Source organism: Janthinobacterium sp. GW460-12-1-14-LB5, from assembly GCF_059423585.1.
Genome location: NZ_JBWKYD010000016.1, coordinates 23,891 through 40,319, shown reverse-complemented (window position 1 = coordinate 40,319; position 16,429 = coordinate 23,891). Strand labels below are relative to the sequence as shown.

General features: G+C 62.9%; 20 protein-coding genes. 6 read left to right on the top strand and 14 right to left on the bottom strand.

Annotation, left to right across the window (positions count from 1 at the left end; genetic code table 11):
- Positions 1–23: 23 nt before the first annotated feature.
- The gene (locus AC07X6_RS17500) at positions 24–932 is read right to left on the bottom strand and encodes a VirK/YbjX family protein (RefSeq protein WP_494791806.1); all 909 of its coding nucleotides are present in this window, start codon (positions 930–932) and stop codon (positions 24–26) included.
- A 188-nt stretch (positions 933–1,120) separates the two neighbouring features.
- On the opposite strand from AC07X6_RS17500, the gene AC07X6_RS17495 reads away from it, so the two are divergent.
- Genes AC07X6_RS17495 through AC07X6_RS17485 form a run of 3 tightly spaced genes read left to right on the top strand, consistent with a single transcriptional unit; the run spans position 1,121 to position 2,741 of the window.
- On the top strand, positions 1,121–1,729 hold the full coding sequence (locus AC07X6_RS17495) for a hypothetical protein (RefSeq protein WP_494791805.1): 609 nt from the start codon (positions 1,121–1,123) through the stop codon (positions 1,727–1,729).
- Between the two features lie 29 nt (positions 1,730–1,758).
- Positions 1,759–2,193 (top strand): DUF1801 domain-containing protein, encoded by a 435-nt coding sequence (locus AC07X6_RS17490; RefSeq protein ID WP_494791804.1) that lies wholly within the window; start codon positions 1,759–1,761, stop codon positions 2,191–2,193.
- Complete coding sequence (locus AC07X6_RS17485; protein WP_494791803.1) at positions 2,190–2,741, top strand: hypothetical protein; 552 nt, start codon at positions 2,190–2,192, stop codon at positions 2,739–2,741. Before AC07X6_RS17490 ends, AC07X6_RS17485 begins: the two co-directional genes overlap by 4 nt.
- 69 nt (positions 2,742–2,810) lie before the next feature.
- Here the strand turns inward: AC07X6_RS17485 and AC07X6_RS17480 are convergent, their stop codons facing one another.
- Positions 2,811–3,827 (bottom strand): DNA-binding protein, encoded by a 1,017-nt coding sequence (locus AC07X6_RS17480; protein ID WP_494791802.1) that lies wholly within the window; start codon positions 3,825–3,827, stop codon positions 2,811–2,813.
- Positions 3,828–4,048: 221 nt separating this feature from the next.
- Between AC07X6_RS17480 and AC07X6_RS17475 the strand changes: the two genes are divergently transcribed.
- A complete protein-coding gene (locus AC07X6_RS17475; RefSeq protein WP_494791801.1) occupies positions 4,049–5,068 on the top strand; it encodes a site-specific integrase in 1,020 nt (339 codons plus the stop codon).
- A 65-nt stretch (positions 5,069–5,133) separates the two neighbouring features.
- On the opposite strand, the gene AC07X6_RS17470 is transcribed toward AC07X6_RS17475, so the two are convergent.
- The 9 genes from AC07X6_RS17470 to AC07X6_RS17430 all read right to left on the bottom strand — a co-directional run bounded on the left by AC07X6_RS17470 (position 5,134) and on the right by AC07X6_RS17430 (position 12,468).
- Complete coding sequence (locus AC07X6_RS17470; protein WP_494791800.1) at positions 5,134–5,466, bottom strand: hypothetical protein; 333 nt, start codon at positions 5,464–5,466, stop codon at positions 5,134–5,136.
- Between the two features lie 150 nt (positions 5,467–5,616).
- Positions 5,617–5,892, bottom strand: coding sequence for a hypothetical protein (locus tag AC07X6_RS17465; protein ID WP_494791799.1), 276 nt, complete (start codon positions 5,890–5,892; stop codon positions 5,617–5,619).
- A gap of 13 nt (positions 5,893–5,905) precedes the next feature.
- Positions 5,906–7,375 carry an aminotransferase-like domain-containing protein gene (locus AC07X6_RS17460; RefSeq protein ID WP_494791798.1) on the bottom strand — a complete coding sequence of 490 codons (1,470 nt, stop codon included), beginning with the start codon at positions 7,373–7,375 and terminating at the stop codon, positions 5,906–5,908.
- 9 nt (positions 7,376–7,384) lie between these two features.
- Positions 7,385–7,969, bottom strand: a complete 585-nt coding sequence (locus AC07X6_RS17455) for a LysE family translocator (protein WP_494791797.1) — start codon at positions 7,967–7,969, stop codon at positions 7,385–7,387.
- A gap of 180 nt (positions 7,970–8,149) precedes the next feature.
- The gene (locus AC07X6_RS17450; protein ID WP_494791796.1) at positions 8,150–8,635 is read right to left on the bottom strand and encodes a MarR family winged helix-turn-helix transcriptional regulator; all 486 of its coding nucleotides are present in this window, start codon (positions 8,633–8,635) and stop codon (positions 8,150–8,152) included.
- Positions 8,628–9,959 carry a S41 family peptidase gene (locus tag AC07X6_RS17445; protein WP_494791795.1) on the bottom strand — a complete coding sequence of 444 codons (1,332 nt, stop codon included), beginning with the start codon at positions 9,957–9,959 and terminating at the stop codon, positions 8,628–8,630. Before AC07X6_RS17445 ends, AC07X6_RS17450 begins: the two co-directional genes overlap by 8 nt.
- Before the next feature lie 234 nt (positions 9,960–10,193).
- A complete protein-coding gene (locus tag AC07X6_RS17440) occupies positions 10,194–10,646 on the bottom strand; it encodes a PaaI family thioesterase (protein WP_070288367.1) in 453 nt (150 codons plus the stop codon).
- A 71-nt stretch (positions 10,647–10,717) separates the two neighbouring features.
- Positions 10,718–11,242, bottom strand: coding sequence for a MarR family winged helix-turn-helix transcriptional regulator (locus AC07X6_RS17435; RefSeq protein WP_494791794.1), 525 nt, complete (start codon positions 11,240–11,242; stop codon positions 10,718–10,720).
- Positions 11,243–11,286: 44 nt separating this feature from the next.
- On the bottom strand, positions 11,287–12,468 hold the full coding sequence (locus tag AC07X6_RS17430; protein ID WP_494791793.1) for a citrate synthase family protein: 1,182 nt from the start codon (positions 12,466–12,468) through the stop codon (positions 11,287–11,289).
- A gap of 100 nt (positions 12,469–12,568) precedes the next feature.
- Between AC07X6_RS17430 and AC07X6_RS17425 the strand changes: the two genes are divergently transcribed.
- Positions 12,569–13,111, top strand: coding sequence for a GNAT family N-acetyltransferase (locus AC07X6_RS17425; protein ID WP_494791792.1), 543 nt, complete (start codon positions 12,569–12,571; stop codon positions 13,109–13,111).
- 20 nt (positions 13,112–13,131) lie between these two features.
- Positions 13,132–14,196, top strand: coding sequence for an NAD(P)/FAD-dependent oxidoreductase (locus AC07X6_RS17420; RefSeq protein ID WP_494791791.1), 1,065 nt, complete (start codon positions 13,132–13,134; stop codon positions 14,194–14,196).
- A 3-nt stretch (positions 14,197–14,199) separates the two neighbouring features.
- On the opposite strand, the gene AC07X6_RS17415 is transcribed toward AC07X6_RS17420, so the two are convergent.
- From AC07X6_RS17415 to AC07X6_RS17405, 3 genes are all read right to left on the bottom strand, one after another.
- Positions 14,200–14,652, bottom strand: coding sequence for a hypothetical protein (locus tag AC07X6_RS17415; RefSeq protein WP_494791790.1), 453 nt, complete (start codon positions 14,650–14,652; stop codon positions 14,200–14,202).
- 33 nt (positions 14,653–14,685) lie between these two features.
- Positions 14,686–14,907 carry a DUF6434 domain-containing protein gene (locus AC07X6_RS17410; RefSeq protein ID WP_230537889.1) on the bottom strand — a complete coding sequence of 74 codons (222 nt, stop codon included), beginning with the start codon at positions 14,905–14,907 and terminating at the stop codon, positions 14,686–14,688.
- Between the two features lie 634 nt (positions 14,908–15,541).
- Positions 15,542–16,423 (bottom strand): LysR family transcriptional regulator, encoded by an 882-nt coding sequence (locus AC07X6_RS17405; RefSeq protein WP_070254474.1) that lies wholly within the window; start codon positions 16,421–16,423, stop codon positions 15,542–15,544.
- Positions 16,424–16,429 lie beyond the last annotated feature (6 nt).

The following is a 16,429-nucleotide window of genomic DNA, read 5'->3' as shown; positions in this document are numbered from 1 at the left end:
GGTATGGCAACGCTTGTGCTTGCTCAATGTTCAGCCATCGGCGCTTCCAGCAAGCCCGCCAGCTGTGCGCGCATGCCGGCGGACATGCCTTGCAGCAATTCGCCGCGCCGGCGCGCATCGGCGCGTTTCTTCGAGGGCACGTCGGCCAGATCCGGCACGCGGTAGGCTGCGCAGGGCAAGTGATAATTGCCGTCGCGCATGCGCAAGGCGTGCAATTCCTGCCACGCCAGGTCGTAATCGGTGGCGATATGGCGCCGCCGGCGTGCATTCAGGGCGATGCGGTTGTCATTACTGATCAAGAACAGGTTATTGCAGGCAAAAAAATCGCCGAAATCGCGCAGGGCCGTGACCATCAGGTTTTTCGGGCGGCAACCGTGCAGCGCGCGCGTGGCCGCCTTCACGGCCAGCTTGCCCGCCTCGGAACGCAAGCCTTGCAGCGCGCCCAGCTGCAGCGAGACGCCATCGGCGCGCGGCAGGAACAGAAAGCTGGCCAGGTACAGCGGCTGGCCATCGCGCGTCAGGCGCAGACACAGTTCGCCTTCGCGGTAGCTGTCGTGGATGGCCGTCAGCTGCAAGCGGAACAGCGTCCCATCCTTGCCCTCGAACGCGGCCAGCACCAGGGGCTGGCGCGCGGCCCGCTCGACCAGCACGCGGGCGCCCGCTTGCCACAGGAAGCGGTAATGTCCTTCCAGCAAGGCCAGGCGGTCCGCGCAAGCGAGCTGGCGCGAGGCGTACGGGCGGTAGATCTTGAAGCGCAGGCAAGGGTGCAGCTGCGCCAGGGAAGTCAAGCCGGGCATGCTGCCCAGAAACGCTAGCCAGCGCGTGCGCTGGCGGGGAAAGAACAGGGCGCCCAGCGCCGCTTTCAGGCGGTGCCCGCTGGCGGGGTGTGCCACGACAGGGCCGTGGCGCAAGGGTAATGCGATGTCATTCATGATTGAGCCGGTGAGGACAGGCGCTGCACAGTGAGCGCCTTGCCAAGCTGAATGCTACGCGGGCCAGGTGAATTTCATATTAAGAAGCTATGCCCATGGGTATTTAGAGGATGGCAACTAAACAGTTGCCTTTTGGTAATGTTGACGCTTATTCTCCCTGCTCGCCAACCCGATGAACGACGCCTTTCATGAACCACCGCCAATTGCTTGTCCTTCCCTTGCTCGTTGCCGCACTGGCCGCCCAGGCGCAAGAGCGCACGGCCGATCCCCTGGCGCCGTTGGCGCAATGCATCAACCGCAGCGAGTTCCAGTTCCGCCAGCAGGACCGCTTGCCGCTCAGCGCGACGTCGCGCGTCATCAAGATGAAGGCGGGAGAGCGCCGGGTATCGACGGCCGACGGCTATCGGCTGATGTTGTTTCACAAAAGCAGCTTGCCCTTCGTGAACCTGAAAATCGAACGCAGTGCCGCAGGCGGCTTTGCCGCCGACCGCGAGACCATCGTGGCGCAAATGCAGGAGATGTCGGCCAACAGCAAGCCGCCACAGCAGGTGCCGCTGGAAACGGACGCGCGCCAGGGCGTGGAAGTGCTAGGATTGAACAACCCGTACATCACGCATTCGTCAGGCGTGATCAGTTTATATACCTTGCTGCATGCGGCCAGCGGGACGGTCGCCACCGCTTATCTGCTCAATCAGCCGGCGGGCAAGCGGGAATTCGCGACGGATGCGCAATACCTGGCCTTGCGCGACCAGTTCATTGCCGCGCTGGCCGCCTGCATGGCCGATACGGGGCAGTGAGGCAAGCGCACAGGAAGGAGACGTGAGCCATGAAAAGAGCAGCAAGCGGCGCGCCGCCCGGGAATGAGGCGGCAAGCAGCGCGTCCGCCGCCAGCCAGATCGATGCGAAAATCGCTGCGCTGGCCGACTGGCGCGGCAAAACCCTGGCCGCCGTGCGGGCGCTGATCCACGCGGCGGATCCGGACGTGGTCGAGGAAGTCAAATGGCGCGGCGTGCCCGTCTGGTCGCACGCGGGCATGATTTGCACGGGCGAAACCTATCAACGGGCGGTGAAACTCACCTTTGCCAAGGGCGCCGCCTTGCCCGATCCGGCCGGTCTCTTCAATGCCAGCCTGGACGGCAACACGCGCCGGGCCATCGACCTGCATGAAGGCGAGCACCTCGATACCGCCGCATTCAAGGCGCTGATACGCGCCGCCGTGGCGCTGAATACGGCGCCAAAACCAAAACGGACCGCTACTTGAGACATTATCTGTATATCTGGCACGACCCGGCCGAGCGCATGCTGGTCGCTTCCGGCATCGAATTCAAGGATGTGGTGCACGCGCTGCTGGACGCGGACGGCATCGTGCTGCGCAAGGGCGGCGCCGGCACAATCAAAAAGCCTGCCGCCTGGCAGGCCTTGGCGCGGCAACAATTAGCGGCCCTGGCCAGGGAAGACCTGTACGCCTGCGGCAGCCATGCCTGGGCCGATTACCGGGGCGCGCCGCCGGCCCCCGGCGATGCGGACGTGTCCGCGCTGCTCGGCCACCGTGGCGCGCTCATCCCACTGCCCGCCTTGCGCGGCCGCTTTCTTGCCTTTGCCCACGACGACGGCTGGTATCTGAAACTGTTTTACGGGGAATGGGACGACGCGGCGGCCTTGCTCGCCGGCGCCATCGCGCCAGCGCTGGGCGCGCTCGACATGGATGCACTGCAGCAGGGAGGCGACGGCTACTGGCTGCAGGACGGCGTGGTCGACCTTGAACTGGCAACCCACGATATCGACAGCGTGCTGAACCGGCGCCTGTAAGCATGGCTTCGGATGCGGCCCCCGGCCTGTCCGGGACCATCATATAGATCCCGCACCATGTAGACGGGCTCAAACATCGCGCTTCCCCTTGTTGTGCAGCGCCAGGCGCGCGGCCATCCCGGCATTGTCGCGCAGCAAGGCATCGCGTTCCAGCGCCAGCGCTTCGGCGCGCTGCTGCGTTGCCTGCGTATTTTCCGCCAGCATGTCGAGCTGGCGGTCTTGGGCGGCCAGCGCCACCTTGGCGTCGTTCAGCGCCAGCAGGGCCGTGTCCAGCTTGGCCAGCAGGGCGTCGGCGGACGCGGCCGCCTGCAAGTATTGAAACTCGAACTGGTCGCGCTCGGGGCGCACGGTGGCCAGCGCCTCGCGGTCGGCCGCCGCTTCGCTGGCCAGGCGCGTTTGCTCCGCCTGCAATTGCGCCAGGCGCATGTCTTGCTGCACCAGGGTCGCTTGCTGGCCCTGCAGCCGCTGCTGCAATTGCGCATTGTCCTGTTCCAGGCGGCTGATCTGTTGCTGTGCCTGCGCCCGTTCCTCGCTGCGCTGCGCGGCTGATGCCTCCTGGTAATGATCGAACTGCGAGCGCACCTGCGCCAGCTGGCGGTTCAGGGCGGCGATTTCCTCGCCGCGGTCGGCCAGGCGCTGCGTCAGGCCCGCGTTGTCGCTGTGCAAGGTCGCCAGGGTGACGGCCCGGAAATGGTGTTCTTCCTTCAATTGCGCCAGCGCGTGCTGGGTGGCGCGCAATTCCTGGGTGAGGGCGGCGCGCGCCTCCGTCAGTTTTAAACGCTCCGTTTCCGTCTTCTTCAATGTTTCCAGTGCCGCGTCGCGTTCCGCGCGGTGTTGCTGCATGCCCGTTTCCAGCTGCTGCGCCACGTCGCGCTGCTGTTTTTCATAGACACCGCGCATCGCTTCCATCAGCTCCGCCGGCAAGCCTGCCTCCGTCTTCACGGCGCCCGCGCCCTGAAACTCCTCCTTCCAGCGCTTGAGCAGGGGCGCGATGGTGCTCTTGCTGCCCGTGCTGCCCAGCGCTTCGCGCACGCTGTCGACCGTGGGATTGCGCCCATCGGCAGCAACGATTTGGGCTGCTTTCATAACATCAGAGTACAAAATGCCGGTGCGGGCCATGAAATCACCTATGAGCGAAATTTAGTAACGTATTACATGATACGTAATATCGAATAATATTACGATATAAATTTTAATGATTCTTGAAAAATATAAGCTGCGATAAGATCGCTTATCGCGTGTTATGGGGGTGTCTGGCATGCTATTCTGTGACCCTCCCAGTACAAAACCGCGATTTCGCTGCCGCCATGCCTGATTTGCCCCTGACTAAACGCCGCCTAGCCGTGCCGAAAAGCGCCGCCTTGGCTCCTGTGCCATTACACGGCGCCCTGATCGATGCGGAGCTGGCCGCGCGCCACCAGGCGTTTCTGGCCGCCGCCACGTCCGACAACACGCGCCGCACCTACCGTTCCGCCATCCGCCACTTCCAGGCCTGGGGCGGGGTGCTGCCCGCCGACGAATCGACCGTCATCCGCTATTTGATGGCGTATGCGGACAGCCTGAATGCGCGCACGCTGGCCCTGCGCCTGACGGCCCTGTCGCAGTGGCATGTGTACCAGGGCTTTGCGGACCCCGCGTCCACGCCCACCGTGCGCAAGACCCTGGCCGGCATCGCGCGCCTGCACGGCAAGCCGAAAAAGAAGGCGAGGGCGCTGCCGCTGGAAGACCTGGAGTTGATCGTCGCCAGACTGGCCGCGCTGGGCACGAACAAGGCCCTGCGCGACAACGCCTTGCTGCAGCTGGGCTTTTTTGGCGGTTTCCGGCGCAGCGAACTGGTGGGTTTGAAGCTGGAAGACGTGAGCTGGGAGCCACAAGGCCTGGTGATCACCTTGCCCCGCTCGAAAACGGACCAGTCGGGCGAAGGCATCGTCAAGGCGATCCCGTTCGGCGACGGCGTCTGCTGCCCGGCCACGGCCCTGCGCGCCTGGCTGGGCGTGGCCGCCATCGCCAGCGGCCCGCTCTTGCGCACCGTCAACCAGTGGGGCCATGTGGGCGGAAAGGGGTTGCACGCGAGCAGCATCAACACGATATTGGAAGGCTGCGCCCGGCTGGCCGGCCTCGATTACGTGCCGGAACTATCGAGCCACAGCTTGCGCCGCGGCATGGCCACCAGCGCGCACCGGGCCGGCGCCGATTTCCAGGCCATCAAGCGCCAAGGCGGCTGGCGCCACGACGGCACCGTGCATGGCTATATAGAAGAGGCGGGGCGCTTCGAGGACAATGCGGCGGGGAGTTTGTTGAAGGGAAAGAGGAAGGCGGCGGACTGAGGCACCCGACAACAGCTTGCGGCGGCGCGCCGGCAAGGGTTTGAACAGTGGGTTGCGTTGACCATTCAACTGATGGCATACCCCAGCAGATACAGGAAAACGGTAAGGACGGTCAGCAGCAAGAGTCTGCGCAGTTTTTTAGATGCGGTAACGCCGGGCCGTGCGCTAAGCCATCCCGTCACCGTAAAAATGAACGATGGGCCAAGAAGATAGGCTACCAGCGCGGCAATGACCCACCAGGGCACCGAACACGGTCCTATTTCGTAGCAAGCTCCCGCGTCGCGGTGCAACAGCTTGAAATGAAACCTGAACGACATGTGACTGCCAGCGACCAATGCAGCCCAGGTTGTCAATAGTCCGACAATGAGAAAGCCGAGCGACAAGCCTATGCGTTTCACTCGACCTCCACAAACAGGATGCGCCTCGCCTTGCTCAAGTCCGGGCAGCCAATCGAGGTGCCGGGAACATGAACATTTGATACGCCAATTCTTTTGCCCGCCAGCGAGAAAAAAAGCATCCTGGTGCCTGTCTGGTGAAAAATTTGAAAATCAAGGATGTTGCTGCCTGTAGAGAAACCAGGTCAATATTGCCATGACAAGCAGGGAGAAGAGCGCACTGGTGAGCAATATGCGTGTTGCATGAGGTTTTCCTGTCGTTATCCCGAACAGCCCGCCCCATGCTATCGGCAAGGCCGCATAGATGGCGACGGATACGACTTTCAGCGAACTGGAGCATGATTCCCGACAAACGCTGGTCTTTGCAACGATCTCAAACGCATGCGGCAGCATGGCGAAGGCGATGCCGGCCAGGAATCCCAGTGCCATAAACACTACCCTGTTAAGCATCCTTGCGCACGATGCCGGCGGCGGCGCTGGCGCGGGCCAGGCTTGAGCGCGCTCCGGCCACGGCGCGCAGGCGTTCTTCCAGGTAGGCGCTTACGCGTGGATGCTGGCTGAAGGCGACGTTGAAGCGGATGTGCTGGTCGGGCGTGTCGTTGGCCGAGAACGCGGCGCCGCGCATCAGCAGGATCTTGTTGCGGTAGGCGTCCTGCACCAGCAAGTCCACATCCAGCCCTGCGGGCATGCTGCCCCACAGGAAAATGCCTGCGTCGCCGGGCTGCTCGAACAGCACGCCGGCCGCGCTCAGTTGCCGCGTGCTGGCGTTGCGCGCCACCATAATCTTGCGTTGCAGCCGCTCCAGGTGCTTGCGCAGGTTGCCGGCCTTGAGCACTTCCAGCAGCACGTATTCGTTCAGCGCCGGCAAAGTCATGATGGAGTGGATCTTGGTGCGCATCAGCGGCTTGAGCAGGGCGGGCGCCGCGGCCAGGTAGCCCATGCGCAGGGCCGGGCTCAGCGCCTTGCACAGGCTGGAGTAGTAGATCACGCCATCCAGTCCGGACAGCGATGCCAGCCGCGTGCTGTGGCCCGGCTGGAAATGGCCGTGCACGTCGTCTTCGGCGATCAGGAAGCCGTACTGCTGCGCCAGGATCAGCACCTTGTGCAGGTTGGCGGCGCTGCTGCTCCACCCGGTGGGATTGTGCAAGGCCGTCTGCATGAACAGCAGGCGCGGACGGTGCGCGCGGCAGGCCGCTTCCAGCTCGTCCAGGTCGAGGCCGTCGGGGCGGCGCGTGATCGGCACCAGGCGCACGCCGTCCTGGCGCAGCCGGCCGAACATCAGGAAGTATCCGGGGTCTTCCACCAGCACCGTATCGCCGGGCTGCAGGAAGGTGCGGCAGATCAGGTCGATGGCATGGGTGCCGCCGAACGTGGTGAGGATGTGGCCGGCGTCCGCGGCGATGCCGATGCCGCGCAACAGCAGCGCGATCTGCTCGCGCAGTTCGGCCAGCCCTTGCGGCGGGCAGCGCGAGGCCATGCCGGCCGCGCTGCGCGCCAGGCCGCGTTGCACGGCGGCCGCTGGCAGCGCATCCTGCAGCCAGGTGGGCGGCAGGGCGCCGCTGCTGGCCAGCAGCACGCCTGGCCGCTGGTCGTTCACTTGCTGGCTCAGCCAGACCGGCTCCTGCTCCTGTCCCGCTTCCAGCGCCACCTCGTCGGGAATGGCGCGGCTGGCGTCAGCGGGCGCGCAGACGAAGAAGCCCGTCGTGCCGTGCGTATCGATGACGCCGGCGGCCACCAGCCTGTCATACGCCACCACCACGGTGTTGGTGCTGACCGCGAGTTGCGTGGCGAGCTGGCGGATCGACGGCAGCCTGGTCCCGCCAGGCAGGACGCGTTGCGCGATCTGCTGGCGCATGGCGGCCTCGATCTGTTTAAAGAGGGCGATAGGCGAAGAGCGGTCGATGGCGAACATGGTGCCAGTCTAGCGTAAAAACGTCACGGCGAGGACCAGCAGGACGGCCCCCATCGCCAGATTGAAGATGCGCTGGTTGCGCGGCGCTTTCAGCACGCCGCGGATCGAGACGCCGAACAGCGCCCACATGGCGTTGCACGGCGTGCCCACGACGGTGCCGGTCACGGACACCAGCAGCGCGCTGGCGAGCATGTTGCCCTGCGCCGGCATGAAGACCGAGGCCATGGTGATCGCCTTGAGCCAGCTCTTCGGGTTCAGCGCCTGAAACAGCGCCGCCTGCGCGAACGACACGGCCTTCGGTGCGCTGCTTCCCGCCACCGAGGCGCCGGCCAGCTTCCAGGCCAGGAACATCAGGTACAGCGCGCCCGCGATGCGCAGCAGCTGCTGCGCCATCGGGTACGCGACGAACACGCTGCCCAGTCCCACGCACATGAGCATGGTCTGCACGAAGATGCCGGCCTGGATGCCGAGGATGACCGGCAGCGCGCCGCGATAACCGAAATTGGCGCCGGTGGTGGCCAGCATGACGTTGTTGGGCCCGGGCGTGGCGGACATCACAAAGCAATAACTCATCAGGGGCAGAAGTTCGGTCATGGCAGGCAGTCGCAGCGTGGAGAAGGCCCCAGTCTAGAAGCGCGGCGCGGCAGCGACAAGACACAAGGCGGCGCGCACACGCACATGCTGTATCAGCCGGACGACTGCTACAGCGGAGAAACCGGAGCCCCGCATTTCAGACATTCTGACCAGGCCAGGCAGGCGTGGACACCGTCTCCGTCAGCCCGGGGAACTGATGCGCTTGTCCAGCGGCCTCGCGTTGAGCGCATCGGCGGCCCGGTCCACGAATTGCCTGACGTCTCCCACCTCGGCAAACAAGCCGGCATAGGCCGCCCGTATCAGCACCGTGCACTGCTCGAATTTCGCCAGTTGCGACAAGCCTTCATCGGTGGGCATCAATATCCGTCGCCGGGCATCATGGTCGTCGTTCCGATACCGGATGAGGCCCAGGCGTAGCAGCTTTGGTATCTTTTGCATGACCAGCTGGTGCGAATGTCCGAGTTCGCGCGCCAGATCCGAGGCGGAGGCCGAGCCGAGCGTTGCCAGAACAGTCATCAGCGAACAGGAGCGAACCGGGATGACGATCCCCATCGTATCGAAGACCGCCTTGGATTGCTCGGCGATCAGGACGCTCAGCCGTTCTACGGCGCGGCCGAGGAACACCGCGTCATCGATCGCGGCCGGGTGAAGTGTCTCTTTAGTCAAGGCGCTTGTACCTCTGGATGCTGCCATCCTTGTTCACGCGTTCCAGCTCCGTCACTTTCCCGCTTGAAACATTCAAGCGGTATCGAAAATCTGACACGCCTTCCACCGCGAACAGGTCGGGGCCGATCGGCTCAAGCGCGACCCGAAACCGTTCGCGCCAGAGATAATAGAGCGTGCCATTGTCCAGAATGATCTGGCGGCCTTCATATTTTCCGGCCGCTTTCGCCAGCATCCGGGCATCGGCGTGCGGGCGCTCGATCGCTGCCGTCAAGCTGGGGAGCAGCCAGGCCAGTTCGGTTCGCCTGGCCTCATCGTTCTTCGCCAGATTTTCAAGCGCCAGCTTGTGCGCCAGCGGCAGCGCGCGAATCGAGGGGCTGGCGATATCGGGTTGCACGCCGGTTCCCTCAAAATCGCCATGGTCCACGGGATCCTGGATCTGGCCGATCGGCACTTGCACGAAAAAATCGTCGTTGAGCGGCTTGCGCGCGACCGGATGCGCACCGCCGGCGGTCCGCTCCCCGATCAGGGTTGCGCGCCCAAGCTTCTTCATCGCATAGGAAAACCATTCTGCGGAGGAAAACGACGTGGAGCCGGTCAGGATATAGACGGGCTTGTCCACCATGCGCCTGCCCGGCAAGCCCGGCAGCACCCATTGCCCGCGCTGGATACGCTTGCCATCCTCATTATAATAATAGTCGAAGAGCAGCTGGTCTTTCTCGCTGGAAAAGAAATAGCTCGCCAGGAATTGCGCCATTTCCAGATGTCCGCCATTGTTATAGCGCAAATCGATGATAACGGCATCCGTATTGCCGACGAAGCGCATAACGGACGCGGCCGTATCATAGGCAAGTTCGGGATCGGCAAAATAGCTGAACCGTATATAACCGATATTTCCCTTCAGGCGGGCGACCTCGTCGAAACCGAAATTGGTTTCCTCCAGCCTGCGCGATTCTTCTTTTCGTATACTGGCCTTGAGCGCCGGATCGGCCTTCGCCTTGAATTCGGCGATCCACTTCGCATCGGCACCGACGAAAAAATGCAGGTCGCCGCTGACTTTGACGAGATCGTCGGTCAGCTTGCTCGCAAACTCAGCCTTCGTGGCCGCCGCGTCATAGTCTCCCTTTTTCAGACGCTCCTGAAGCACCGGCGCAATTTTTCTTGCGATGTCCGGAAACGGATAGTTCGCATTCAGGGCGCTATCGAGGGAGGCGATGACCGCGCTCTTTTCGTCTCGCGAGATGCCAGGTGCCTCGGCAAAAGCGCTTGATGCGCAGACGATGGACAGTGCCGACAGCGTTTGAAGCAGACATAAGTGATAACGCATTCTTAATGTTCCCCCACGGTGAAAGCCGATCATACAATATATTGCGCAATATGTTGTAGAACTTTCATGTGGGCTTCCACTTTTCTGAATGTCAACCCAGCCAAGATGAAAGCAGCAACTATCAACATTCAATTGCGGGATGCCCTTCGCCAGTTGTAGAAAGAGCCATCCTCGGCGCCGTAGCCCAGCTTGCCGCCCACTTCTGCCAGGCATCCTCGACATTGCCGGGCCGTATCATGCGGCCGCTTGTTCCCGGGGCCGGATGATCATGCAGGTGGCCGTCGCGTGCGCGTAGACTTTACCCGCTTCGTCGCGGATCGTGCCTTCGGAAATGACCAGGTTGCGTCCCGCATTGATGACTTTGCCTTCCGCAAAGACCGTCACGTTGAAGGGCAGGGGACGGCACATCTTGATGTTCAGGTCCGTCGTGCCATAGCTTTCGCCGGCCGGCAAGACAGTGTGCGTGGCGCAGCCCGTGACCGTGTCGAGCACGGTGGCAGCGAAACCGCCATGCACGCCGCCCATGGGATTCGTGTGGTTTTCATTCGCCGTGGCCGTGAAGATCACGCGGCCGTGCTCGATCGTATGCGCATCCATGGGCATGGTCTTGGAAATGCCGGGCCGGGGGAACAGGCCTTGCGCGAAAGCTTGCATCAGTTGCAAGCCGGTCATGTCGTTGGGGTGCATGGTAACTCCTGTGGGTGAGAAAAAAGGGTATGAAAATGCTTAACCCAAGGGCAATGACCGGGGTCAGACCCTCAGGGTCTGACCCCAGCTTTTGTCTGTGGGGTGGCTTGATCTTGCGCAAAACGCAGGCGCGAGGCGTGCAGCAGGAAGCGGGCGACGATGGCCAGTTCTTCCTCGCTGAAACCCGCTTTCAGTTGTTCATTCAGGCTGTCGAGCAGGGGCAGGGCGGCGGCCAGCACCTCGCCGCCCCTGGCCGACATGTGCAGGGTGCCGGCGCGCGCATCAAGCGCCGACTGGCCGCGCACGATCAGGCCGTTTTCTTCCATGCGCGCCACCAGGCCCGTGACGGCCGAGTTTTTCAGCTGCAGCGCCCGCCCCAGATCCTTCAATTGGCAGCCTTCTTCGCCCTTCAAGGCAAACAGGGCGACAACTTGCGTGCCGGAAAATCCCAGTTCGCTGGTGAACACGGCATCGGCCGAGCGGAACAGGTTCTGGCGCGCCAGGTTGAGCAGGTTGAACAGGCGCGGCGAACGCTCGCCCAGCGGGCAGGCGGCGGCTTCAGGAAGGTCGGATTGTGGGAAGGTATTGGTACGCATGCGGAGTATGCTACTACGTATGCGTAATAAATCAAGCGACTATTTTAATCGCGCTGATGGCGTCCGATGTAGCGGGCGCGCGGACGGATCAGGGCAGCGCTGGCGGCTTGCTCGGCGGCATGCGCGATCCAGCCGGCCGAGCGGGCCAGCGCAAACACGCTCATGCCGGCGCCCTCGGGCCAGCCGAACGCCAGCTCCATGGCGGCCAGCGCCAGGTCGGCGTTCGGGCGGGCATTGAGCCGTTTGCCCGCCGTGGCGCAGACGGACAGAATGGCGGCCAGTTCCGGTTTTTCGTGCGCCATTCTCGACAGGATTCCCAGCAGATACGCGGCGCGCGGGTCGCCATGCGGATACAGCGGGTGGCCAAAACCGGCGAATTCCGGCGCGACGGCTTGGTAACAGGCGACGATGGCGGCCCCGGCATCCGGTGCGGCCAGCGCCTGCGTCAACATGCGCCGGGCCGCCGCGCTGCCGCCGCCGTGCTTGTCGCCGGACAAGGCCGCCAGCCCGGCCATCAGCGCGGCGGGCAGGCTGGCGCCCGTCGAAGCGACGCAGCGCACGGCAAAGGTCGATGCATTCAATTCATGGTCGGCCAGCAATACCAGCGCGGCGCGGATCAATTCTGTTTGCTCCGCATCGGCTTGCCACGCCCGGGCCAGCTGCAGGTGCAGCGGCAGGATGGACGGCGGCGTCCGGAGCAGGGCGGCGGCCAGGATGCGCATCAGGGCGGGGCCGGATGGCAGCATGGTTGCAGGCAGATTCGCGGACGTGGACGCCAGCATGGCCAGGGCGAGCATGGCGCGCGCCAGCGGCGGCCCGTCCGGCGCGCCGGCCAGCCCCGGCCGCTGGGCTGACGCATCCTGCTGAAAATAGTCGCCCGCGTTGTCGTCCCACAGCAGGCCGGCGGCCGTCTCCAGCGTCGCGGACTCGGCCAGCGCCGTCGCATCGCAGCCCCGGTACAGCAACCGTCCATCGAGTATGTGGGAAATCCGCGTTTCCAGCACGGGCAAGCCCCAGTTTATGGCCGCCATGGCCGTCTGGCCACCGCGTTTGGCATCGTTCTTGCGCGCCGCCAGGCGCAGCACGTCTTCCCGCGAATAGCGCTTGCGGCGCGATGCCCCATTGCTGACGGAAGCGAGCAAACCCCGGCTCACGTAGGAATACAGGGTGGGCAGGCTGACGTTCAAGAGGCGCGCAGCCTCGGCAGCGGACAGATCGTTGTTCATGGCGGCCATTGTAGCGGCTGTCGCTTTATATTGATTGATGGAATCAAGATTGACGGGCCGGGCGGCGCGTCACTAGACTCATGCCTTTCCAGGAGTCTTCATGAGCATATTTACCATTCGCACCCTGCGCCCCGGCGATGCCGCGCCCTTGCTGGCTTTCGAGCAAGCCAACCGGGCCTGGTTCGAGCGCCATATCGACCGGCGCCCCGATGATTTTTACAGCCTCGACGGCATTCATGCCCACGTCGCGCAATTTCTGGGCGAGCACGCACAGGGCCGCATGCACCCCTGCATCATGGTGGATGAACACGGACAATTGATCGGGCGCGCCAACCTCAAGGACATTGACCGCGAGCAAGGCGTAGCCGAAGTCGGCTACCGCATCGGCGAGCAGCAGGCGGGCAAGGGCCTGGCAACGGCCGCGCTACGCCATCTGATTGATCTGGCGCAAGACGAATGGCAGCTGGCCAGCCTGTGCGCCTACGCCATCGACGGCAATGCGGCATCGATCCGCGTGCTGGAGCGCTGCGGTTTCGTGCAGGGAATGGCCGTGCCCGATATTGCCATGGTGGAAGGCAATGTTGTCGATGGCCATGCCTATGCGCTGGATTTGCGGGCGGCTGGGGTAGACTCTATCCTGTGAGAAATAAACAATTATCAGAGATGAATCAGGAAAGCCTCAAACGTCCAGCACGCATCGTCGTCATCGGCGCCGGCATCGTCGGCGCGTCGCTCGCCTACCACCTGGCCAGCAAGGGCGCACAAGTCACCGTGGTCGAGGCGGGCGGCGTCGCGTCCGGCGTGACGGGCACCTCGTTTGCGTGGATTAACGCGTCCTGCGCGGGGATTGACCCCATCGCGGCCCTGCGCGGCGGCGCCATCGCGGCCTGGCGCCAACTGGAAACGCAGGTACCCGGCCTGACGGTGCGCTGGCACGGCGCCTTGTCGTATGGCACGCAGGATGGGCGCGTGTCTTCGTCATCCATCGTGCTGGACCGCTCGCGCATCGCCCGGTTTGAACCACGTCTGCGGCAGCCGCCGGAACAAGCGCTGTACGAGCCGGAGCAGGGCGCGCTCGACGCCGTTGCCGCCACGCACGCCTTGCTGGCAGCGGCCCAGGCGCTCGGTGCGACGGTCCGCACGCACACGCCCGTGCTGGGTTTTACCGCCAGGGACGCGCAGGTGACGGGCGTGGAGACGGCCGCGGGCCTCATCGGGGCCGATATGGTCGTGCTGGCGGCAGGCACGGGCACTGCCCAACTGGCCGCGCAACTGGGCGCCAGCCTGCCGATTCACGCCTCGCCCGCCATCTTCCTGCGCTACCAGGCGCCGCCGGGACTCGTGCGCGCGATTATTTCCAATCATGCAATGGAAGTGCGGCAAGCCGAGGACGGGACCATGCTGGCAGCGGAAGATTACCTGGACGACGCGCCGGAAAACCAGCCCGCCGCCATCGCGCTACGCACGGCCAGCGCGATCCGGGACGAACTGGAGGGGGCGGAGGCCATCGTGCCGGCATTCGCCGGCATCGGCCTGCGCCCCATGCCGCTTGACGGCGTGCCCGTCATCGGCTATCTGCCGCAGGTGGGCGGCGTGTACGTGTGCGCCATGCATCCGGGCGTCGTGCTGGCGGCCATCGTGGGCCAGCTGGCCAGCGGGGAAATCGTCGATGGCCAGCCGGCGCTAGCCCTGGAGGCTTGCCGGCCAGCACGCTTTCTGGCGTGCTGATTCCTACGGCACTGGCACCACGAACACGGGCAGGACGAACGGCACTTGCTCATCGCCGTCCTCCGACGGGGCCTGCATGAAATCCTCGTTGCGCCAGTCCCCGTTCACCACGCGTTCGGCGATCAGAGATAAATCCTGCGTTTCCTGCAGCGCGCAACGAAACGGCAGCCGGCCGTGCGAGCGCGACACCAGGCTGTAGCGCAACTGCCGGCATTGCGCATCGTGCCAGCAATAGAACAGCATGTCCTCGCCCTGGACCGCGCTGCGCCGCGCCGCGATCACCTGGCCGATGAAGGCGACGATATCGGCCGCATGAATCTGCGGCGTTTCCTCGTCCGTGGGCGAAAAGCTCCACATATTGGTTCGGGCTTCGTAATTGATATCGTCGGGATCGATTTCCACGGCATCATCTTTTGCCATGGCGAACCAGCTGCTTACGACGGTTGAGTGCATCATGTAACGCTTTCAGTGCTTATCAATATTTTTTATTTACGCATCACCGGCTTGATTATGTCGGCGCATCCATTCATCCGCGACATCGCCCATGTTTTTGACGGCGCCATCGCCGATCCAGGCCATGAATTCACGGTCAAGCTTGAACTTTGGCCCGCACTGGGCAAGCAGGAAGCGCCTGACGTTTTGGGTGTTCCTGTAGTTGGCGTCAATGACCGTGTGCCGGGTGATGGTACTGCCATGCCAATCGAAATCCATGCTGCAATCCTTCCTGACATATGAAGCCTGGGTAGAGAACGACCTGCAGGTGAGCTTGCTCTTGAACTCAGGCCTCGGAAATACATCAATGCTCAGTTCAGCCTCATCCGACTGCAGATTCCGCATATACTATTCTAAAACCATGATGCTGAGATTGTAGTTTAATACATAATCCTTGATGAAAATTCTCCTGAGTCAAGTCATTCACAATGCAATATAAGTCAAATCCTGGTGGCCGAACGATCAATGTCAGTTGATAACTTAGAATTTCTTCATTTTTCTCGGAATAATATGTCTTCATTGCTGAGTTTTTTACATATACTCCGGATTTTCTCAAGGCCTCATTAATCAGATATATTATATTGTCATCGAGCGTCACATCTAAATTGTCATGGCCATTATATTCGCATAGTATTGACATTGGAAATTCCACCGCAATTTCAACTTCTCTTGCATAGTCGCAGCTTATCTTCATAATTTCATGCCTTGCTGGTAATTTGATTTTAAATGAATTGGGCTGATATCAATCGTTCGAATGAAGTTCTACAATTCAAAGGCTGGCGCCGACTTTCCATGCCAGCATCTTGGTGGAGCTTTCGCCGCCGGCGTCGTCAAGCTCCACCATGGCCACTAATCACCCCCGCGGCCCATCCGCCAGCAACTCCGCCAGCCTCGTCGTCAGCCACAAACTCGTCTCGCTGAGCTTTTTCCCATGTATCGACAGCCGCCGCACCGGCAGCCTGGATAAAGCCAGGGCAGGGCAGGGTACTTCCTGCAGATACCCCTTGTAATTGTCGTAATTGGCGATGTTCAAGGGCAGAATCGCCCAGCCCAGCTCGTCCGCGACCATTTCCGCAATACTGTAAAAACTGTCGGAGAACCAGACGGCGGGGCTGAAGGCGTGTTCGCGGTTCAGCTCGGAATCCATGATCAGCTGGCGGTAACGGGTCAGCTCGTTGCGGCTCACTTCCTGGCCATGCGCCATCGGATGGCCTTTGGCCACGAACACGCCTTGCGCCACGCTGCCGATGTGCTGCTGTTCCAGCACGGGAGAAATCGGCCCGCGGTCGAAGTGGAAGGCCACGTCGGCTTGCTGCTGCTCCACGTATTGCGCCACTTCGGACGCCGTGGCGTTGAGCATCACCAGTTCCAGCGCCGGATAGCGCGCCGCCAGCTCTTTTACCAAAGTGCCGATGGCCAGGTAGGGCAGGGCTTCGTCCAGCGCCAGGGTCAGCTGGGCTTCCGGCGCCTCGCTCAGCAGCTGGGCGCGCAGCTGCAAGCGCTCGGCCTGGCGCAGCAGTTCGCACGCTTCCAGATGCATCACCTTGCCCGCTTCCGTCAGCACGGCGCTGCGGCGCGAGCGGTCGAACAGTTCCACGCCGAATTCCGCCTCCAGCAAGCCGATCGAGGTGCTGACCACCGATTGCGCGCGGCCCAGCCGGCGCGCCGCGCCCGAGAAAGAACCGGCCGCGACAGCTGCTTCAAAGTAACGCATTTGTTCCAAAGTCCATTGCATGGCATC